Annotated in this window: 21 protein-coding genes and 4 tRNA genes; 19 read left to right on the top strand and 6 right to left on the bottom strand. The window is 54.6% G+C overall.

What is annotated here, in order from left to right; translation table 11 throughout:
- The first annotated feature begins 213 nt into the window (after positions 1-213).
- The 5 genes from B5M42_RS20235 to B5M42_RS20215 all read left to right on the top strand — a co-directional run bounded on the left by B5M42_RS20235 (position 214) and on the right by B5M42_RS20215 (position 1559).
- A tRNA-Gly gene (locus B5M42_RS20235) sits at positions 214-288 on the top strand.
- 6 nt (positions 289-294) lie between these two features.
- Positions 295-371, top strand: a tRNA-Arg gene (locus B5M42_RS20230).
- A gap of 19 nt (positions 372-390) precedes the next feature.
- Positions 391-464, top strand: a tRNA-Pro gene (locus tag B5M42_RS20225).
- 19 nt (positions 465-483) lie between these two features.
- A tRNA-Gly gene (locus B5M42_RS20220) sits at positions 484-554 on the top strand.
- Positions 555-920: 366 nt separating this feature from the next.
- Complete coding sequence (locus tag B5M42_RS20215; protein WP_134753528.1) at positions 921-1559, top strand: hypothetical protein; 639 nt, start codon at positions 921-923, stop codon at positions 1557-1559.
- 64 nt (positions 1560-1623) lie between these two features.
- On the opposite strand, the gene B5M42_RS20210 is transcribed toward B5M42_RS20215, so the two are convergent.
- Positions 1624-3099, bottom strand: coding sequence for a phosphodiester glycosidase family protein (locus tag B5M42_RS20210; RefSeq protein ID WP_167689960.1), 1476 nt, complete (start codon positions 3097-3099; stop codon positions 1624-1626).
- Positions 3100-3176: 77 nt separating this feature from the next.
- The gene (locus tag B5M42_RS20205; RefSeq protein WP_134753524.1) at positions 3177-4367 is read right to left on the bottom strand and encodes a glycosyltransferase; all 1191 of its coding nucleotides are present in this window, start codon (positions 4365-4367) and stop codon (positions 3177-3179) included.
- 103 nt (positions 4368-4470) lie between these two features.
- On the opposite strand from B5M42_RS20205, the gene yyaC reads away from it, so the two are divergent.
- The 3 genes from yyaC to B5M42_RS20190 all read left to right on the top strand — a co-directional run bounded on the left by yyaC (position 4471) and on the right by B5M42_RS20190 (position 8151).
- The gene (gene yyaC / locus B5M42_RS20200; RefSeq protein ID WP_230633048.1) at positions 4471-5007 is read left to right on the top strand and encodes a spore protease YyaC; all 537 of its coding nucleotides are present in this window, start codon (positions 4471-4473) and stop codon (positions 5005-5007) included.
- A 452-nt stretch (positions 5008-5459) separates the two neighbouring features.
- Positions 5460-7298 (top strand): ABC transporter ATP-binding protein, encoded by a 1839-nt coding sequence (locus B5M42_RS20195; protein ID WP_134753522.1) that lies wholly within the window; start codon positions 5460-5462, stop codon positions 7296-7298.
- Positions 7282-8151: an arylamine N-acetyltransferase family protein gene (locus tag B5M42_RS20190; protein WP_134753520.1), complete on the top strand. Its 870-nt coding sequence runs from the start codon at positions 7282-7284 to the stop codon at positions 8149-8151. The genes B5M42_RS20195 and B5M42_RS20190 overlap by 17 nt, the downstream gene beginning before the upstream one ends.
- A 33-nt stretch (positions 8152-8184) precedes the next feature.
- Here B5M42_RS20190 and B5M42_RS20185 read toward each other — a convergent pair whose 3' ends face one another.
- Entirely contained in the window at positions 8185-8511 is a 327-nt protein-coding gene (locus tag B5M42_RS20185; protein WP_134753518.1) for a type II toxin-antitoxin system RelE/ParE family toxin, read from the bottom strand.
- On the bottom strand, positions 8495-8767 hold the full coding sequence (locus tag B5M42_RS20180; RefSeq protein ID WP_134753516.1) for a type II toxin-antitoxin system Phd/YefM family antitoxin: 273 nt from the start codon (positions 8765-8767) through the stop codon (positions 8495-8497). The genes B5M42_RS20185 and B5M42_RS20180 overlap by 17 nt, the downstream gene beginning before the upstream one ends.
- Before the next feature lie 203 nt (positions 8768-8970).
- On the opposite strand from B5M42_RS20180, the gene B5M42_RS20175 reads away from it, so the two are divergent.
- From B5M42_RS20175 to B5M42_RS20165, 3 genes are all read left to right on the top strand, one after another.
- A complete protein-coding gene (locus B5M42_RS20175; protein ID WP_134753514.1) occupies positions 8971-9831 on the top strand; it encodes a helix-turn-helix domain-containing protein in 861 nt (286 codons plus the stop codon).
- 79 nt (positions 9832-9910) lie between these two features.
- Positions 9911-10297 carry a VOC family protein gene (locus tag B5M42_RS20170; protein WP_134753512.1) on the top strand — a complete coding sequence of 129 codons (387 nt, stop codon included), beginning with the start codon at positions 9911-9913 and terminating at the stop codon, positions 10295-10297.
- A 75-nt stretch (positions 10298-10372) separates the two neighbouring features.
- Positions 10373-10579 (top strand): hypothetical protein, encoded by a 207-nt coding sequence (locus B5M42_RS20165; RefSeq protein ID WP_230633046.1) that lies wholly within the window; start codon positions 10373-10375, stop codon positions 10577-10579.
- A 115-nt stretch (positions 10580-10694) separates the two neighbouring features.
- On the opposite strand, the gene B5M42_RS20160 is transcribed toward B5M42_RS20165, so the two are convergent.
- Positions 10695-11672 (bottom strand): prenyltransferase/squalene oxidase repeat-containing protein, encoded by a 978-nt coding sequence (locus tag B5M42_RS20160; protein WP_134753508.1) that lies wholly within the window; start codon positions 11670-11672, stop codon positions 10695-10697.
- A 624-nt stretch (positions 11673-12296) separates the two neighbouring features.
- Here B5M42_RS20160 and B5M42_RS20155 point away from each other — a divergent pair.
- From B5M42_RS20155 to B5M42_RS20140, 4 genes are all read left to right on the top strand, one after another.
- Positions 12297-12629, top strand: a complete 333-nt coding sequence (locus B5M42_RS20155; RefSeq protein WP_134753506.1) for an ArsR/SmtB family transcription factor — start codon at positions 12297-12299, stop codon at positions 12627-12629.
- Positions 12630-12657: 28 nt separating this feature from the next.
- Positions 12658-13134 carry an SRPBCC domain-containing protein gene (locus B5M42_RS20150; RefSeq protein ID WP_134753504.1) on the top strand — a complete coding sequence of 159 codons (477 nt, stop codon included), beginning with the start codon at positions 12658-12660 and terminating at the stop codon, positions 13132-13134.
- 68 nt (positions 13135-13202) lie between these two features.
- Positions 13203-13676, top strand: a complete 474-nt coding sequence (locus B5M42_RS20145) for a hypothetical protein (protein WP_209280719.1) — start codon at positions 13203-13205, stop codon at positions 13674-13676.
- Positions 13673-14347, top strand: coding sequence for a DUF998 domain-containing protein (locus tag B5M42_RS20140; protein WP_134753502.1), 675 nt, complete (start codon positions 13673-13675; stop codon positions 14345-14347). The genes B5M42_RS20145 and B5M42_RS20140 overlap by 4 nt, the downstream gene beginning before the upstream one ends.
- 491 nt (positions 14348-14838) lie before the next feature.
- Here B5M42_RS20140 and B5M42_RS20135 read toward each other — a convergent pair whose 3' ends face one another.
- Positions 14839-15381: a hypothetical protein gene (locus B5M42_RS20135; protein WP_134753500.1), complete on the bottom strand. Its 543-nt coding sequence runs from the start codon at positions 15379-15381 to the stop codon at positions 14839-14841.
- A gap of 155 nt (positions 15382-15536) precedes the next feature.
- Here B5M42_RS20135 and B5M42_RS20130 point away from each other — a divergent pair, with 155 nt between their 5' ends.
- The 4 genes from B5M42_RS20130 to B5M42_RS20115 all read left to right on the top strand — a co-directional run bounded on the left by B5M42_RS20130 (position 15537) and on the right by B5M42_RS20115 (position 18297).
- Entirely contained in the window at positions 15537-15824 is a 288-nt protein-coding gene (locus B5M42_RS20130; protein WP_134753498.1) for a hypothetical protein, read from the top strand.
- Positions 15824-16474 (top strand): HAD hydrolase-like protein, encoded by a 651-nt coding sequence (locus B5M42_RS20125; RefSeq protein WP_134753496.1) that lies wholly within the window; start codon positions 15824-15826, stop codon positions 16472-16474. Before B5M42_RS20130 ends, B5M42_RS20125 begins: the two co-directional genes overlap by 1 nt.
- A gap of 218 nt (positions 16475-16692) precedes the next feature.
- Entirely contained in the window at positions 16693-17733 is a 1041-nt protein-coding gene (locus B5M42_RS20120; RefSeq protein ID WP_134753494.1) for a LacI family DNA-binding transcriptional regulator, read from the top strand.
- Positions 17734-17838: 105 nt separating this feature from the next.
- Entirely contained in the window at positions 17839-18297 is a 459-nt protein-coding gene (locus B5M42_RS20115) for a VOC family protein (RefSeq protein ID WP_134753492.1), read from the top strand.
- The last annotated feature ends 68 nt before the right edge of the window (positions 18298-18365 follow it).

Below are 18365 nucleotides of genomic sequence, written 5' to 3'. Positions count from 1 at the left end.
AAACATTTTCTGCTATTATAAAAAACGTTCTTCTCTTGCGATGTTGAGCGACCAAGCAAGAGCGGGGCGGGAGCGGGCAGCCGCTCGTCGGCGGGTACGCAAGCCCCCAAAAAAGATTTTAAAAAAAAGCTTGCAAGTTACTGAAATACATGATAAGATATTCCTTGTCGCCTCGGAGGAACAAGCCCGAAAGCGACGGAGAAATCACCCCATGCGGAAGTGGCTCAGAGGTAGAGCATCGCCTTGCCAAGGCGAGGGTCGCGGGTTCGAATCCCGTCTTCCGCTCCATAAGATGTGCCCATAGCTCAGCCGGATAGAGCGTTTGACTACGAATCAAAAGGTCGGGAGTTCGAATCTCTCTGGGCACGCCATTCATAACTTTTTATACGTCGGGACGTAGCTCAGCTTGGTAGAGCACCTGGTTTGGGACCAGGGGGTCGCATGTTCAAATCGTGTCGTCCCGATACAGTTTCACCTCACCTTGCGGGTGTAGTTCAATGGTAGAACTCCAGCCTTCCAAGCTGGTAGCGTGGGTTCGATTCCCATCACCCGCTTACACTTGCATAGTGGGACGTAAATCCTTGCGGATCGCAAGGATTTTTTATTTTGTCTATTCATACGCATTGGAGGCCGTCGAGTTCGGAACGCAGGTCGAACGAAGGGAAAACGGGTCCGCAGCAGCGGAGGTGTTTTTTCGTCAAAAAAACAATTATTTTTTATATTTCTCTGCTTCCGGTGTCGAACAAAGCGGAAACACGCTGTCTATTTTACGCCGATTTCCGGTTCTTATCTCGAATTTTTTCGGATTTTGGCCTATAATGGAAAAGGTACAAACGGACGATCGTTCGAAGCGATTGTGCAGCAGGTTCTTCCGGGAGAAAGGGTGAACATCCATCGCCATGCATCTGGGAGTGTGGAAGATGTGGATTCGACGAGTCAGGAAAAGCGTCCGCGCTTCAGATACGTTGACCGACAACGTGGAGTCGACGATTCCATCCGATATAGCTCAAGTGGTCCATCAATATTTTCAGAATTATAGCAGCTTCAAAGCATCGCGAGGCTTGCAGACCGATACGTATATCCGTGAAGTGTTTTACGCAACGAAAAAAGATCCCGCCGACCTGCGCACCATCGAGGAGATGGAGGCGTATGTCGACGAGACCAACCGACATCGATTGCAGCTGAAAAGCTACGAAATCGATGAATTTTTTATGCTCGGCAGCGCCGTTGCCGTGCTGGGCGTTACGCGCGAGTTTGGCAATGGGCACAGAAACCGCGTCTTGTATGTGCTTCACAAGGATCGGGAGACGTGGAAGTTTCACCATATCGCCCGTTCGCACCGCGGTCATGTGCTGGACAAGTTCCGGGTCAGCGAGCAGCTCGGCTTTGTGATCGGCGATGAGAAAGCAGCCATGCTGTTTTTAACCACGCAGGACGTGCCTAACGCCGCGATGCTGATGCAGGGCGATCATGTCAACGTTGAGGGTTATCTGGATGTCGAGCAGCAAGGCAGCGGCGAATTGTATTACCGGATTTTCCGTATCAACCGGATTCATTGACAACTGCCGGGCGCACCCGGCAACAAGCAAGCGAGCCGGGATCAGCGCCTGCCGGTCCAGCCTGCTACGGAATGGCCAACGAAGCCCGGTACAGCTCCGGGTCCCAAGCGATCTGTGCGCCGAGCGCTTCGGTGACCGTGCGCAGCGGCAAATAAATATGGCCGTCGACGATCGTCGGCGCTTCCGGCAGCGCCACGCCGCGTCCATTGTGCAGCATGGTGCTGTCGCCAGGGTGCAGCGTCAGCTGATTGCTGTTATAGGCCACGGTCAGCGTGCGCGTATCGCCATTCCAGGCAAACTCCGCACCGATCCGCTCCAAAATCCCCCGCAGCGGCACCATCGTCGTCTCATGCTGCAGATAACCCCGGAATTCGTGCACAAAGCTTCCATTAACTGCAATTTGAATTTGCGGTGTATCGCTTTTCTCCACGATCCAGGCATTGCTCAGCAAGCGGCCGGGAGCCGTCAGCACCGAACCGTTCGCATACAGCGCCGAGCTGGCTCCGCCGTCGAGATTCATCGCATCGGTCAAGCCGAGCTTGAGCAGCACCTGCGCCATATCGCGAATCGTCGCCGACGACATTGTGCCGATGACCATGCGGCCGGAGGCATCGATGCCGACAAAGCTGCGGCCGTTCGCTTGCGTCGTAATTTTCGGATCGGTGAACCCGTCGCGGGCAAAATCGATATCGACGGCGCCGTCTTTGAGCAGGCGCGGACCTGCGCCAACAGCGGCGTCAATGGCCCCTAGCGGGCCGGAAACGCCCGTATCGGAATCGGTATACGTCGGCTTGATATTGATCGTATCGCCGATATGCAGACTCGGTACGATATACGTCTTATTGTTGGTGCTGTTGCCGACCATGCAGACGTAGCCGTCCTCGGGAATGGTCACGCCGGCTTGCGTAATTTCGGTAATGCGATGCTCGCGGATGACGACCTTGGTCGTATTGGGGAAATCGACGCGCGTGCCAAAATCGCGGGTATACCAGACGACCTGATCGATGACCGATTCGCCGTAATATTTATTGACTCCCCATGCCGTAAACGTGTAGGGCGAAGCCCCGCTGTGGAGCACGGTGACGTCCTGCGACGTTTTGAGCGTAGCCAGCGCAGCCGTCTTGTCCGGCAGCACGAGGAAAGACGAGTTGATGCCCGAATGGACCGGCTCGCCGGAGCTGACCAGCAGACCGTTCGGGTAACGGCGGCTGTCGTCTTTTTCATAGGAATCGAAAAAAGCGCCGTTCACGCCGGCAACTGCGTGATTGCGGGCCATCATCGACGAGAAATCCTCAACGTGGCCGATGCCGTCCTCTGCCGTTACCGGCTTGACCCGCAAATACGGATCGGTCAGATCGACCGCGACATATTTGACGGCATACGTTTTGCCGTTGTAGGAAATCGATTTCGACAGATTTTGCACCGAATTGGCGCGGGCAGCCGCTGTTGCAGGCAGCAGGGAGTAGGCGGCCAGCAGGCAGCCGAGCAGCGCAGCTCCGGCCGTGAGCCGGGAGCGGAACGAAGCGAAAGGAATGTGCATAAGAGCGGACCTGCCTTTCGTAAGAGATTTAATCATTTATAAACGAATATCGGGTTTCTGAACCGGAAAATGAAGCGCTAGCGCGGAGGCTTGCCGCGCAGCTCCCGGAGCGAATAAAAGGTGCCGCGCCACATCACGCCCCCGCGCCGCAGCGCAAGACCGACCGAGCGAACGATCACAAAAACGAGCAGCGCCGCGCCGACCGGCAGCAGGTAGGCTTCTTCGCCGCCACGCCCGGTCATGACGCGGGTAATTCGGCGGTACAGCATAATCTGGACGATCACCGCCACGGCAAACGCCGCTGCGCGCCAGCCTCCGGTGAGCAGCAGCCCGAGCCAAGGGAAGACAAAAAACAGCAGCTGGCCCAGCACGCCTGCGGTCACCTGCAGCAGACTGTAGCCAAAGCCGGCGAACAGATTTTTTTCGAGCCCGCTTACAGCGTTGCGCAGCGTCGGATACCATTCCACCTGCAGCACGCGTTTGCCGGCCAGCACGCGCTGGCGGAAGCCGGATCGCTTGACGGCGATGCCGAGCTGCAGATCGTCGTCCGGACGCATCGCAATGGCGCGATGGGTGCCGAGCGCTTCATACGCTTGGCGAGTGATCAGATTGAACGCTCCGATGCCCATGCCGTGCTTGCGGCTGTTGTCCCGATTGGCCCGCCACGGCTGCACGAACAGTGAGAACGACAGCAGGAACAGGTTGACAAAGCAGCGCAGGAGCCGACTTTTGGCGATCATGTCAGGCGCCAGCGTCAAATGCTGGATGCCGTTAGCGCGCACATAGCTCATGGCGTCGGCTATCGCGGTCGGCGCAAAGCGGATATCGGCGTCCGTGAACAGCAAATATTGGCCTTTGGCTTGCAGATAGCCTTGGTAGAGCGCATGATTTTTGCCCAGCCAGCCCTGCGGCAGCTGCGTGATATGAATGATTTGCAGTGGCGTGCGAATCTGGCGCTTATCGGCGGACCATTGGCGAAGCTCCTCCAGCCGCCTACCTGTCCGGTCCTGCGAACGATCGTTCACGGCGATAATTTCCAGCCGCGGATACGTTTGCGACAGCAGGTGGCGCACGGTGTCCATAATCGTGCCTTCCTCTTCCTTGGCGGCGAGGATGACCGACACCAGCGGCAGCTTGTCGGCGGGCCGGTCGGCGGGCGGAGCTGCTGTAGGGAGCTCGTGCATGTGCTGCAGCCCGCGCGAGGCGAGCGCCAGCATGGCGAGCCAATACAGCAAGACGACCATTGCAAGGATGCCCATGATGGACATGAAGCACCTCCATATGGAAAAATAGAAGTTGCTCGCATTATACCACTCGTCCGAGCCGGCGGGCAATTGCCGCAAAGAGGAGTGCGAAGGGAAGGGAACCCTGTTGTCGGGAGAAGCTCGTTATTGGAAAAAAATCAAAGGCGGCGAGCTTGCCGCCTTTCTGGCCGGCATCGCGGCCGAGCGCCGTTTGGTCCCGGAGGCGCTGGCGTTCGTCTGCATCGGCACCGATCGCTCGACGGGCGACGCGCTGGGGCCGCTTGTCGGCTCGCGCTTGGCAGCAGCCGGATATCCGCGTGTCATCGGCACGTTGGAGCTGCCCTGCGATGCCAGCAATTTGCCGCAGCGACTCGCGGAAATTCCGCCGACTTGCACAGTGATCGCCATCGACGCTTGTCTGGGGCAGGCGCTGTCCGTCGGACTGTTCCAGGTGTCGAACCAGCCGTTGTCGCCGGGAAAATCGGTCGGCAAGGTGCTGCCGCCGGTCGGCGATTATACGATTGCCGCGATTGTGAATGCCGACGGGCCGAAGCAATATACGATTTTGCAAACGACGTCGCTGCGCCGGGTGATGGTCATGGCCGAAGAAATCGTTGCTGCCGTGCAGGCGGCTTTTCCGCTGGCTGCGATCAGGGAGCGCTAAACGGGCAGGATCGGGCAGGGGATAGGGCGGCAGGTTTATCATCGCAGCGGTTGCGGCGGTCGGGATGCGGACGGTGAATGCAATCGGAATCGCGTGCAATGCCCGTGCGGAGTGCTGGCTGTATGGCGGCTGTCCCCGCCCGAATGCAAATTGCGGTGTGCTGGCCGTCCGGCGGCTGTCCCCGCCCGAATGCTAGTGCGGTGTGCTTGGCCGTCCGGCGGCTGTACCAGCCCGAATGCAAATTGCGGTGTGCTGGCCGTCCGGCGGCTGTCCCCGCCCGAATGCTAGTGCGGTGTGCTGGCGTCCGGTAGTTGTCCCCGCCCGAATGCAAATTGCGGTGTGCGGACCGGGCTCCCTGACGTAATACGCGGGCGGGCTGCAAGCTCCGTACTCCATCTTCGTCATGCGTGTTGCCCGCTCTGGAGTTCCCAAGCTGTCGTAAGGAGGTTGTTATGAGATTCGGAGGAGATTTGGATAAGCCAGGCCGCGCAAAAGCCAAGCTCAAGGATGTCTCCCTGCGCCGGGTGGCAACGCTGTTCCGCGGGTATTGGGGCCAGCTCGGCGTCATTATCGGGCTTGCGCTGCTGGCGGCTGTGCTGGGGTTGTTCCCGCCGCTGGTGATGCGCGATATTATCGACAAGGCGCTGCCGCAAGGCAATGTGCGGCTGCTTGTCGAGCTGACGGCCATGATGATCGGATTGCCCGTGCTCAGCGGCGTGCTGGGCGTATGGCAAAACCATTTGAATACACGCATGTCGCAAGGCGTTATCCGTGATATCGGCCAGACGCTGTTTCACAATTTGCAGCGGCAGTCGATGGCATTTTTTACAGACGCGCGCTCCGGTGAGATCGTGCAGCGGCTGACAGGCGACGTGCAAGCGGTGCAAAATGTCGTCTCTTCGCTGGTCGTTTCCTCGATCACCCAAATCGTGATCGTGTCGACGAGCATCGGCATTTTGTTTGCGCTGGACTGGAAGCTTGCGCTGATTTCCGCGGTCGTGCTGCCGCTGTTCGTGCTGCCCGTGCGCAAGGTATCGGCGGTACGCAAGCGGCTGCGCGGTGACACGCAAAAGGTGCGAGCCGACATTTCCGCGCAGCTCAGCGAGTTTTTCGGCATATCCGGCGCGCTGCTGACCCGTATTTTCGGCCGGGAGCGCGAGCAGGAGGCGCAGTTTCGCGCCTTGAACGACAAGGTGATGGAGCTGGAGCTGCGGCTCAATCTGGTCGGCCGCTGGTTCGGCATGGCCATCAATGTGCTGGGGCCGCTTGGCACAGCGATCATTTATATTTACGGCGGCTATTCGGTGATCGCCGGCCGGATGTCGATTGGCGAAATCGTCGCGTTTACCGCGTATTTGGGCCGGCTGTACATGCCGGTCGGGACGCTGCTCAACCTGCAGGTCGAGTTCGCCACGGCGCTGGGCGTGTTCCAGCGCATCTTCGAATATGAGGACATGCAGCCGGATGTCCTCGACAAGCCCGGCGCGCCGCAGCTGACGACCGTCCGCGGGCACGTGGCCTACGAGAACGTTTCGTTCGCGTACCGGCCCGGCCAGCCCGCGCTGCGCGACATCTCGCTGACGGCGAAGCCGGGCGAGATGCTCGCGCTCGTCGGCCCGAGCGGCGCGGGCAAATCGACGCTGATCGGCATGATCGCGCGTCTGTACGATCCGTCATCCGGCACGGTGCGGATCGACGGCATGGACGTCCGCGACGTCCAGCTCGCTTCGCTGCGCGCGCAAATCGCGTACGTGACACAGGAATCGTTCCTGTTTCACGCCACCATCCGCGAAAATTTGCGCTTTGCGAAGCTGGATGCGACGCAGGACGAGCTGGAGGCCGCGTGCCGCCAGGCCTACATCCACGATTTCATAGCCGGGCTGCCCGAAGGCTATGACACGATGGTCGGCGAGCGCGGCCATCGGCTATCCGGCGGCGAGCGGCAGCGGCTCGCCGTGGCGCGGGCGATTCTCAAGCGCCCGCGTATTCTCATCCTCGACGAAGCCACGTCGCATCTGGACTCGGAATCCGAGTCCTATGTGCAGGCTGCGCTCGAGGAGCTGATGCGCGGGCGGACGACGCTCGTGATCGCGCACAGGCTCTCGACGGTGCTGGCCGCCGATCACATTCTGGTGATCGAGGCCGGAGCCGTCGCCGAGCGCGGCACGCATAGCGAGCTGCTGGCCCGCGGCGGGCTGTACGCCCGGCTGTATAAGACGCAGTTTGCCAAAGCGCAGCCGGACGGTGACGGAGCACCGCGACAGGAAAGGGAGGATGCGAATGCTGACTGAGGAGCAAGTAAGGGCGTATTTACAGCGGCTGGGCGTAGCCGAAGCGCAGCCGCCGAGCCGCGCGTTTTTGTTTGAGCTGCATCGCGCTCATGTGGAACGGCTGCCGTGGGAGACGATCGATATTTTTGCCGGACGTCCGGCGGCGATTGACGTGCGCCAATCGGTCGAGCTGATGACCGGAGGGAGGAGCGGCTACTGCTTTCATCTGAACGGCGCGTTTGGGGCTTTGCTGCGGACGTTGGGTTATCAGGTTCGCTGGCACAGGGGCGGGGTGCAGCCTAAGGGAGAAGCTCCGCGCATCAACGGCTTTCACCTCGGCATGACCGTTGAGCTGCCCGAGGAGCCGCCCGGCGAGCGGATTTGGCTCGTCGACGTCGGGCTGGGCGATATGCCTTACGAGCCGCTGCCGATGCAATTCGGCGATTATGCCCAAGGGCCGCTGACCTACGGCTTGACCGCTTCCGGCGAAGCGGATAACGGCTGGCGGCTTGTGCATGATCCGCTTGGCGCTTTCAGCGGCGTCGATTATGCGCCGGACGTTGTGCCCGGGCCAGGGGCGTTCGAGCGGCAGCATGAGATGTACAGCACCTCAGCGGATTCGCCGTGGATCAACCTGTTTTTGGTCCGCCAGCGCCATGCGACAGGCAGCAATGAGCTGCGCGGCTGCATGTGGAACCGGCGCGGGCCGCAGGGAATGGAAGCGACGGAGCTGCGCACAATGGCCGATTGGCTCGGTGTGCTCGGGGACGTGTTCGGCGAAAAGCTGGTTCGCTACAGCGCGCTGGAGCGCGAAGCGCTGTGGAACAAAACGTTGGCATTGCACGAGACGTGGAAGCGGGCGAAGGGGCGGTAACGTTTAACGATAGCGTTTAATTAGGATTGCTTTTCAGTCATACGAGCCAAATAGTTCGCGAAGATAATCTCTACGTCCGTGTAAGATGCGATGAATAATCACATTGCTTCGAATGATCCGGTAAAAGATCAGATAGGGACTCACCACGATAAAACGGTAGCCTCGTTGAACGAGTGTATAATCGTCCTCTGACAAAACGGAGCCCATCTCGGGAAATTCCGCCAACTTGGATAGGTGGTGGTCCAATTTTTGCAACTGCTTGTCTGCGGCGGAAATATCGTTCGCGGAGATATAAGAGAATATTTCATCGAAATCATCGACTGCTGCCGGAGAATAGGTGATTTTACTCTGTGGCAGCATCTATTTTCCTCCGCATCCTTGCCATCACTTGTTCGTGGTCCAGTAGTGGTTCTCCCTCAGCAATCTGCTTCTCGGCGATCAGCAGTTTGGATTGGAGTTTGATGCGAGCTTCCATTCGCCGGTAGGCTTCATGGCTCATCACAACTAAATCCGCTTCCCCGTTCCGTGTCAAAACTACGGGTTCATCCAATTCATGACAATACTTGGAAAAATTATTGTAGTCATTTCTTATTGAAGTCGATGGTTTAATATTCATCGTACATCCTCCTTGGATGATATTATTCTGATGATATTATATCATTAAAATGACATGTGGGACCATGCGTGGTCTGTCTTTATTTATGGTACGGTTCACCGCGTTGTCTGTAACGGCAAGCTTTTCTCTGTAAAGGAATTCGTTAGCCTATTGTAGAATCTTGAACTAAGAAAGATGAAATCTGGAAAGGGGTGGATTCATAAATGGCCAATTCCAAATTCCCTTTGTTCCAGCAAAACTTCGTCCTACAAGCACGTAGTAAAATTCATCATTGGGATGGTACAGGACCACTTTCCATAAAGACATTTCGTAATGGTCGCGCCTATTACAAAACAAAACTTGGACATTACGCAGTTGAAAGTGATAGCTACCTTCTTCTAAACGAAGGGGAGCACTACGCGATTGCAATTGAATCAGAAACAGAAGTCGAATCCTTTTGCGTATTTTTTAAGGCTGGCTTCGCTGATGAATTTCACAGCGAAATTCATCTAGGAGTAGAGAAGAGCTTAGACGATCCATTTTCGGAATCAAAACACCCATTGCATTTTTACACAAAGTCATACCAGCATAGTCATTTGATAACTCCAATTATCGAAAACTTTAAGAAGTCCTTGCCTGTGCTCGGTAGTGAGAATCTCTGGGTCGATGAACAGTATCAAAATCTAATGCAAGCATTAGTTAACGTTCACCTGAAAATTTCTCAAGAAATCGATGCACTCCCAGGAATACGACCAGCAACTAGGGAAGAACTATTTCGGCGGTTGACACTAGCATACGAATACTTACATGCTTATTACAACCAAAACGTGTCACTTGAAGAAGTTTCGAGAGTCTCATGTATATCCAAAAACCATCTGATTCGCAACTTTCGTCATTTCTTCAAAAAGACACCTCACCAGTTCATCATCGAAAAGAGAATACTTGAAGCACAACGTCTTCTTTCTCAAACTGAGAGCAGTGTAACAGAGATTAGTTCGAGTATGGGCTTCAAAAATGTCTCTTCCTTCAACAAGGTTTTTAAACAAAGAACTGGCTTTTCTCCCCAGGTGTTTAGAAAAAAGTGATTTTGGCAAAGCACTGTTGGATGAACACATGTTACATTTACTACGTGGAAAGCACAATGCTACAAGGGAGAGATAATCAATGAGTACAGAATTTCAAATTAAAGGTATTGGACAAGTTTCAATTCGTGTACATGACATGGAAGTTGCTACTCGATTCTACCAAGAGACGTTAGGCCTGAACCTGTTGTTTCAGATTCCCAACATGACATTTTTCGATTGTAATGGCATTCAAATTTTACTGGGCATTGCCGAAGACCCCAAGTTCGATCATCCCAGTTCTGTGTTCTATTTCAAAGTTGACAACATCAACTCTGCGTATGAAACATTAGTCAATCGGAATGTACAATTTTTAGGCAAGCCACACAAAATCGCTGAGATGGGGCAAACAGCAACTTGGATGGCGTTCTTTCATGACCCAGACCAAAATGTACATGCCCTGATGAGTGAAGTGCCTGTCTCCAAATAATTGATAAGTACCAAACACTTTATCAAGCTTAACGAGGAAGAAGCGTTTCGGCTCGACCGGCACGGACCGAGTGGTTTGCTGGAAGCGGGCGACGACCTGTTCAGCCTGAACTTTGCAGGATTGAGCAGCGACAGCGGCGAGTTTCTCTGCCGCGCAGTCGAGTTTGCCGAAAAGTTCAATCTTGGCGATATTCAGGTGTACAGGCTCAAGCAAGTCCACATGAAGGACAGGCGCAAAGTCGCTGGCATCGAGATAGAATTTGACCCGACTTTTCATCCATAAGAGGCCTTTCCCGACCCATGCCCGGCAAAGCGCCTTTACAAGCCTGCTGCGCGTTTTACCCAAAAAACTTGCCGTTACTTATGGTAAGGTTCACCGCGCTGTCTGTAACGGCAAGTTATGTGTTCCCCGCTAAATACCAGTTCAACACACGTAAGGCCCGCAGTGTAATCCACCGGCTCGTTTGTCCCTCCCCCTCATTCAGCTCGACCGGCATCATGCCGGGGTGCTGGTACTCGAGAAGCCACCGGCCTTCACTGTTCCGCTTCGATTCCACCAATTCAATCGCCTCAGCTACACGCTCGTCTGGCGTAGCGCCGGCTTTGCGCAGATACTCGAGTCCCCGCAGCACGTCGTAGTGCCACCAAGTCGGAAAGGAGAATCGCATCCAGACCGTCCCGCCTTTGCGGTCTCGCTCGATCACCTCTCCTGTAGACAGCCTCTTGAAGAGTCTGCGATCGAGGAGATACTCTTGCCCGCGCAGGCGAGACTCCGTCACCTCAGCCTTGCTTCCAAAGGACAGTTCGTATTCTAGCAACGCTTCTAACGCACAGATCGTTGTGTTAAACGAAGAGTGCAGTGAGCCGTTATGAGCCTCGCAGTTCCAACCACCGTCAGGCAGTTGCTCGTTAAGCAGACGATCGACGATTCGCTGAACATTCTGGCCGAAATAGGCACCGCCCGCCGCCACTTGGCCGTTAATGCAAGGCTCTACCTCACCTGCGAAGAAGGGAATGCCTTCCCATTCCCCTCCCCGCCACGTTCCGTCCTCGCCCCATCCCCTCCACTTCACTTGATCGCGGACCAGGCTCACCGCTCGAATTGCCGCCTCGCTTGCGGGATCGAGGCCTAATTCTCTCAACAGCGACAAGACATGCATGGTGGAATCCCACCCTCGGTTCCATGCCGCGCCAGCCCACGACCCGTCGGCCTGTTGAAGAGCAAGCAATCGAGCGCCGACTCCCTTGGTGGCGACCAGTGCACGTTCGGCTGCAACCTCATCTGCGGACGCACCAATCAGATCGCGCATGACTTGCCAACGGATCGAAGGGTCAGAATCAAGTAACCACTCCATGACTGATCTTGAAATCACCATCCAGTCATTCTCCTTCCCTAATTTTAAACAAAAGAGGGGTCTGCGACAGGTAGAGACTTGCTCCATGCAAAATCGCGTTTTGTATCATATTTCTATTTAAGCAGCAGATTCCCCTTCTGAGATCTTGCCGTTATTTGTGATACGGTTCTCCGTATCATCGCTAAGGCGAAAGTAGGATAGAACAGCTGCTTCCTCGCAGCTGTCCCGATGGTTACTATTCGTACATCACTGAATGGAAAATAAATGAACACGCTTGACTACCAACGCCTTGTCATAACCAGTGAGATGACGATGGCAGGCAACACGGTAGGAAGGCAATGTTCGAATCTCTACTTTTCATTGTAATCCATTTGGGTGCTTCGATCTCTTCCCAAATTGCCAGTAACTTTACCATTCTTGCGATAATGTCCTCGAAGGGAGTTGGCCGAGGTGCCACAGTTATTGGGTCACGCCTCTGCGCCTGTCTCATGAATCCGGATGACAGTTTACCATCTGAAAGTTGGTTAATCCTAATTAACTTTACTTTATATGAAATTTCCCTTGAAGGAAACAAGGTTCCGTGATATCTTGATTATGGTAAGCCGATCGTGATTCAGGTACCGAATCGGAAAGGAGACAGGCTCAATGAACTCGGCAACACTAAGTGCCCTTGCTGAACCAACCCGTTTGAATATCATGGAACTGTTACGGGATGGAGGCGCCCTCACACTCGGGGAAATTGCCGACCGGCTCGGACTCCGATTGCCCCAGTCGTCAAAGCATCTCCGGGTGCTTACCGATGCCAAACTCGTCAACGTCCAGGCCGAGGCGAATCGGCGGATATTTACGGTAAGGAAGGAACAGTTAGCAGAATTGGACCGGTGGGTGCAATCGTTCCTCGATGCCAAGGAAGAGCAATTTGAACGGTTGGACGCTCTTCTCAACAGAGTACAGGGACAGCAGAACCAAACGAGTTGAAACTTTATTCGGAAGAGGAGAATGGAACATGTCCAAAACAACAATAATTGCGGAACCCAATAAACAGGAAGTGATTATAAACCGCGTATTCGGGGCTCCCCGCGAGCTTGTTTCCCACATGTGGACAGATGCCGCTTATATCCCTGAATGGTGGGGACCGAGCAAAATGAGTACGATGGTTGATAGCTTAGAAGCGAAGAAGGGAGGCATTTGGAGATACATCAGTCAGGATTCCGAAGGTAACAAGTATGCATACAACGGAGTTTTTCACGAAGTACTCTTGCCTGAACGACTAGTACATACCTATGAATTCGAAGGCGTTCCTGCAGTCGGATTAGTCACGGTAACATTCGATGAACTGCCGGGCAATAGAACAAACCTCACGGAAACAACAATATATCCTTCGGTCGAGATTCGCGACGGAGCGCTTCAATCAGGGATGACTGAAGGGATTGTTGAACTCATGGATCGGTTCGCTCTCCTGTTGAATAAGCATTCCATTTAGGGTATCACTGGCTGCATAGAGGAATGTATTTTACAAGTTGCTAACCCAAAATGTATGGAGGGATTTATATGGAGAAACCTAATGCTTCTGGAGCTGAGAAGCAGATTCATCCGTATCCCGGCCTCGAATGTCTCGAAAGATTGGTAGGTCATTGGAAAGTTAGGGGTCCTGAAATTGACGGAGAGATCTCCTATGAGTGGATGGATGGGGGTTACTTCCTCATTCAACGGTTTAATCTTATCCATAATGGTCGTAACATTAAAGGAATAGAGATCATCGGCTTTACGAAGGATTTCTTTGCAGAATCACCAAGTGAGTATTTGAAATCACGTATATACGACAATCACGGCAGTACATTTGATTACACATATGAGGTCGATGAGAATTCATTAACCATCTGGGGCGGTGAAATAGGCTCGCCAGCTTACTATAAAGGCATCTGGAGTAAGGATGGCAATACGAATTCAGGTCGTTGGGTTTATCCAGGTGGAGGATACGAATCAACCATGATTCGAACCAACTCACAGGGGGGCACGACATGAGCGAAATAAACAACGTTACTAAGCCGTATTCGAGCATTTCTGTCTCAGCTGCTAAATTATCCATCCTGACAAGCTCACTCTTTATCATCATTCTGGCGAGCCTGCATGTTTTAGAGCGTGAATTTGATCCGACCTGGCGGTTTATCAGTGAATACGCCCTCGGAAAATTCGGTTGGTTGATGCATCTCTGTTTTTATCTTATCGCACTGAGTCTAGTGTCTATAGGAATTGTCATCGTTTCACAGCTACGTTCGATAATGATTTACATCAGCCTGATCATCTTGTTAATGAGCGCAACCGGGTTATTCATTGCCGGAATATTTGTTACGGATCCCATTGTTATTTATCAGAACAAAGCCACATTTAGCGGCCAAATGCATGTTTTGGGAGCATCCTTAGATTATACCCCGATCGCGGCGTTTTTGATAAGCTTAGCCTTAGTTCGACATAAGGCATGGCAGATTGTTCGAACAAGACTGTTGGTCACTTCATGTATTATGCTAGTACTGATGTTTGCTTTCATGTTCTTTCTGCCTAGAGACGGTGCATTTGGTCCTGGTGTTTATGCAGGTCTTATCGGTCGATTTCTGATAATGTCTTATTACGCATGGATTGTAGTGGTTGGTTTCCATTTTCTTAAATTATCAAAGCGTAACACAAATACAATTTAATCCGCTAGCAAGCAACGTCAACTTTTCGCCTCACTTATGATACGGTCCACCTCAAACGATCTTAAACGATGATCCTACCTATTACTCTAACTAGCCAACCAATATCAGCAAAACAACCGCAGCTCCCGACGCACCGATCCGATCAGCTTCAGCGGCAAGCAAAGGCTACCCGGCAAAAAAAAGCTTCCTTATCCACCTGCGCGAATGCGCTTCGCTCCGAGCTGACGCGCTTGTACAGCAGGCTGTCGGCTTGAAGTGAGGCGATATTCGATAGGCGGAACGGGAAGCTTGTTGGCATGGCAGAGGATTTATTTCGGCAAGCCGTGTGCGCCACAACGGCGGAGTCGTCGACTGCATCTGTTCCGGGTCAAGCGTCATTGTACTCCGCGCCATGCGCCGCGCTCGCGGCAGATTCTTATCGAATTGTCAGGCCAGCCAGCTACGCGTAAGGCCGGCATCGCTCTACGCGAATCACGCAAGTACCCAAGCTGTCACGCAGGATTCTCCACCTCCGCCGGAACGGCGGCTTTCTCCAGCTTGCGCTCCTCGCGCAGCAGGTAGCCGTAATACAGCATATAGTAGGAAATGATGACGAAGAAAATGCCGGCCGTCCACGGGTCGCGCGTCATTTGCATCGGATCGTTCGGGTTCATCGTTGTTGTTCCCGCAGACGTTGTCATCATGGCGATGATCCTGTAGGCGATCCGGCCGAGAAACAGGGCCAATACAGTGAGCTCGACCCAGATATGGGTGCGGGCGTACCAGCCGTCGACGCGCTGCTCGAAGCGGGTGTGACGGATCGCTTCGCGGCCGAGCAGAAGACCGGCGCCGAGGCCAAGCGCATAAGCGATAAAATGGATCGGATGCATGAAGCCGACGGAGAGGATCAAAAGGCCGATGAGGCCGAACACGACGAGCCGGAATTTCAACCGTCCGGGGCGCAGCTTTTGAAAGCCGATGCTGCGTTTGCTGCGTCGATAGACGATGAGCGCAACGAGCGCGATCGGGATCGCGTAGTGCGAAATGTTTTGCATACCAGATCCTCCATAGGTTTTTCTCTTATTGTAACCGAAACGGGCGACTTGTCATCAAAATGTTGGTTCACCCGGCAAAATTCAGTCATACGATGTATACGGGGACGATACACTTACTATTACACCCAACATGTGCTGCAAGGAGTTGAGAAGCGATGGCCCTGATTACTCATATCAATGTGCGCAGCGCGGATAACGAGATTTATTGCTGCTTGCGCAATAAGGTTGTGAAGCTGGATGGGCAGCAGCAGCAGCAATTTTGCAGTGGCTGTAAAATGTTTGCGGGGGATGCGGGAGGACGCGGCGTGGCTTGCGTGTGGGAGGACGTGCGCGATATCGGCAATCCGCACATCGTGCTCCAGCCGCTGGAGGAATTCGCCAGCAATCAGGTACGCCAAGTGCCGCTGGATGGTCCGGGCTTGTTCCTGCAATCGGACAGCTGATGCGCCGCCATCTGTTATTTGATTTCGATGGGACGCTGGTCGACTCGCGAGCGCTGATCGTTCAGCTTTACAATGATATAGCCGCCGAACACGGCTTTCGCTCGATACAAGCAAGCGACCTGCAGCTGCTGCGCACACTTTCGACGCGCGAGCGCATTGCCCATCTGCGTGTCCCGCTCGTGCAAATTCCCCGTTTGGCCGTAACGGCGAAGCAACGCTATCACGATAACGTCAGCCGATTGCACACGGTGCCCGGCATGCGGGAAACGGTCGGACGGCTGCTGGAGCTGGGCGGGCGGCTGTCGATTGTTTCGTCCAATTCGGCAGCGACGATCCGGGCGTTCCTCAAAGGAAGACGGATGGACGATGCGTTCAGCGAGGTGATTTCCGTCAAGCCGCTGCTCGGCAAGCAGCATGCGATCGGCAAATATTTGAAGCGCCACGGGCTGCGCGCGGCACAAGCGATGTATGTGGGCGACGAGCTGCGCGACATCGAAGCTTGCCGCAAGCTGGGCATGCCGATCGCGGCGGTGACATGGGGCTACGACGATGTTCGGCTGCTGCGCAGCGGTTCGCCGGACTATATCGTCGATTCGCCGCAGGAGCTGCTGCGCGTGTTGGCGGCCCGGCTGGCAACCCGAAGCAAATAAGGCGTATCCGCCATCCGCCCCGACGCCTGTGACGGCTTTGGGGCGGTTTTTGGCGTGGGGGGCTACGGCTCGCACAGCCGTCGGACGGATGATGTCGCGTCGGGGGAGCGGCGCGCGCGCGGATCGAGGGTGTCGATTTTCATTGACACTGAAAACGGCTTCACGTTATAATAAAGCTCATAAACGCGCGTTCACGGAAAGATGGGGGCTTGTTGATTTTGAAAAAAACAGAGACGAACAGCGAAGAAATCGCCAGGCTGGCCGGGGTATCCCGCAGTACGGTAAGCCGGGTGATCAACAATTATCCGAACGTGCCGGAGAAGACGCGGGCCAAGGTCATGAAGGTCATTCAGCAGCACAATTATTACCCGAATTTGTCGGCTCAGGTGCTGGCAGGCAAAAAGACGCGCACGCTCGGTTTGTTTTTCATCGGTGCGGGCCGGGTATCCAGTGACATTGTCAGCAACCTGATGATCGCCAGCATTATCGAAAATGCTTCGGCCCACGGCTATTACGTGCTGACGCATATCGTGCGCAATCCGCAGGACCCCAAGCAGGCGACCGGCGTCAAGGAAACGTTCTATCAGCGCAGAGTCGATGGGGGTATTTTTATCGGCGCGGCCAATCATGAGCCGTTCATTGAGGAACTGGTCGCGGAAGGCTTTATGGTAGCTATTGTAGACCAGTTTTTGCCGGGACGCAATGAGCCGAACCGGGTTTTGGTCAATTTCGATTATGAAAGCAGTGTCCATGCTGCGGTCGATTATTTGGCCGATCTCGGTCACCGGCATATCGGGATTATCAACGGCGACATGAAGCGTTTTGCCGGACCGGCCAAATATGACGCGTTCGTGCGGGCGATGCAGCGGCGCGGCTTGGCTGTGCGCGGAGATTGGGTGCTGCCCGGCGATTTCAATGAATCGAGCGGATACGAGGCGGCGATGCATCTGGTCCGCAGTGTCAAGGAGCTGCCTACGGCGCTGATTGCCGCTAACGATACGGTGGCGTTCGGCGTGATGCGCGCGTTGGAGGAGTGCGGCGTTCGCGTTCCGCAGGACATGTCGCTGCTCGGCTTTGACGACCACGCGTTGAGCGCCCGGTGTCAGCCGCCGCTGACGACGTTCCGGATGGATTTTGATAAAATGATGACGCAGTTGACCCGGCTGTTGATCGAAAATATCGAACAGGGTGCCCGGGAATTCCACCGTGCGGACATTCAGTCCGAGCTTGTGGTCAGAGAGTCTTGCAAGAAGCTCTGACTTCTTTTTTTGAAAGAAATGAACGCGCGTTCATGTCGCTTGCGGCTTGCACGATAGATGCTGGGAATGCTCCATCCATTTACAAGATGAAAGGGTGCTTTTGATATGGAAAAAAATGTACTGGGTACGAACGTAATCGCTCAAATCGGACTGCTCGTCCACGATATCGAGAAGACGAGTCAGGCGTATGCCGATTTTTTTGGCGTGGACAAGCCGCAATGGTTCTGGACTGATACCGTCGACAAGGCGCAGACGGAATTTCAAGGCAGCTCGACGGAGGCGCGGGCCAAGCTGGCTTTTTTTGATATGGGCTCCTTGCAGCTGGAGCTGATTGAGCCGGACGAGCATCCGAGCACATGGCGCGAATGTCTTGACCGCGACGGCGAAGGTCCGCATCATATCGCCTTTGTGATCGAGGGCATGAAGGAGAAGGTTGCGGTGATGGAGCGAAACGGCATGGCGCTGCTGCAAAAAGGCGAGTACACCGGCGGGCGTTACGCCTATATGGATACCGTGCCGCAGTTGAAGGTGATGCTGGAGCTGCTGGAGAACGACAAGAGCTAGTCGCAGGCTGCCGGGTTGGCCGTAAATTTTGATTTGCCGTCCCTTCGGGTGTAACATGGAGGAGGGGA

Origin of the sequence: Paenibacillus athensensis (assembly GCF_004514475.2) — a bacterium.
In the GTDB taxonomy this organism is placed as follows: Bacteria; Bacillota; Bacilli; order Paenibacillales; family NBRC-103111; genus Paenibacillus_AL; species Paenibacillus_AL athensensis.
Note: the sequence above shows the minus strand (reverse complement) of the source record. Positions and strands in the feature narration are given on the sequence as shown.

What these genes read in the sequence shown, in the direction of transcription:
- B5M42_RS20150 (WP_134753504.1), top strand. Translation starts at nt 12,658, where the DNA reads ATGTCCAAAACAACAATAATTGCGGAACCCAATAAACAGGAAGTGATT.
- B5M42_RS20130 (WP_134753498.1), top strand. Translation starts at nt 15,537, where the DNA reads ATGGCCCTGATTACTCATATCAATGTGCGCAGCGCGGATAACGAGATT.
- B5M42_RS20125 (WP_134753496.1), top strand. Translation starts at nt 15,824, where the DNA reads ATGCGCCGCCATCTGTTATTTGATTTCGATGGGACGCTGGTCGACTCG.
- B5M42_RS20190 (WP_134753520.1), top strand. Translation starts at nt 7,282, where the DNA reads ATGCGAATGCTGACTGAGGAGCAAGTAAGGGCGTATTTACAGCGGCTG.
- B5M42_RS20215 (WP_134753528.1), top strand. Translation starts at nt 921, where the DNA reads ATGTGGATTCGACGAGTCAGGAAAAGCGTCCGCGCTTCAGATACGTTG.
- B5M42_RS20205 (WP_134753524.1), bottom strand. Translation starts at nt 4,367, where the DNA reads ATGTCCATCATGGGCATCCTTGCAATGGTCGTCTTGCTGTATTGGCTC.
- B5M42_RS20170 (WP_134753512.1), top strand. Translation starts at nt 9,911, where the DNA reads ATGAGTACAGAATTTCAAATTAAAGGTATTGGACAAGTTTCAATTCGT.
- B5M42_RS20175 (WP_134753514.1), top strand. Translation starts at nt 8,971, where the DNA reads ATGGCCAATTCCAAATTCCCTTTGTTCCAGCAAAACTTCGTCCTACAA.
- B5M42_RS20135 (WP_134753500.1), bottom strand. Translation starts at nt 15,381, where the DNA reads ATGCAAAACATTTCGCACTACGCGATCCCGATCGCGCTCGTTGCGCTC.
- B5M42_RS20155 (WP_134753506.1), top strand. Translation starts at nt 12,297, where the DNA reads ATGAACTCGGCAACACTAAGTGCCCTTGCTGAACCAACCCGTTTGAAT.
- B5M42_RS20160 (WP_134753508.1), bottom strand. Translation starts at nt 11,672, where the DNA reads ATGGTGATTTCAAGATCAGTCATGGAGTGGTTACTTGATTCTGACCCT.
- B5M42_RS20185 (WP_134753518.1), bottom strand. Translation starts at nt 8,511, where the DNA reads ATGCTGCCACAGAGTAAAATCACCTATTCTCCGGCAGCAGTCGATGAT.
- B5M42_RS20140 (WP_134753502.1), top strand. Translation starts at nt 13,673, where the DNA reads ATGAGCGAAATAAACAACGTTACTAAGCCGTATTCGAGCATTTCTGTC.
- B5M42_RS20210 (WP_167689960.1), bottom strand. Translation starts at nt 3,099, where the DNA reads ATGCACATTCCTTTCGCTTCGTTCCGCTCCCGGCTCACGGCCGGAGCT.
- B5M42_RS20180 (WP_134753516.1), bottom strand. Translation starts at nt 8,767, where the DNA reads ATGAATATTAAACCATCGACTTCAATAAGAAATGACTACAATAATTTT.
- B5M42_RS20115 (WP_134753492.1), top strand. Translation starts at nt 17,839, where the DNA reads ATGGAAAAAAATGTACTGGGTACGAACGTAATCGCTCAAATCGGACTG.
- B5M42_RS20195 (WP_134753522.1), top strand. Translation starts at nt 5,460, where the DNA reads ATGAGATTCGGAGGAGATTTGGATAAGCCAGGCCGCGCAAAAGCCAAG.
- B5M42_RS20145 (WP_209280719.1), top strand. Translation starts at nt 13,203, where the DNA reads ATGGAGAAACCTAATGCTTCTGGAGCTGAGAAGCAGATTCATCCGTAT.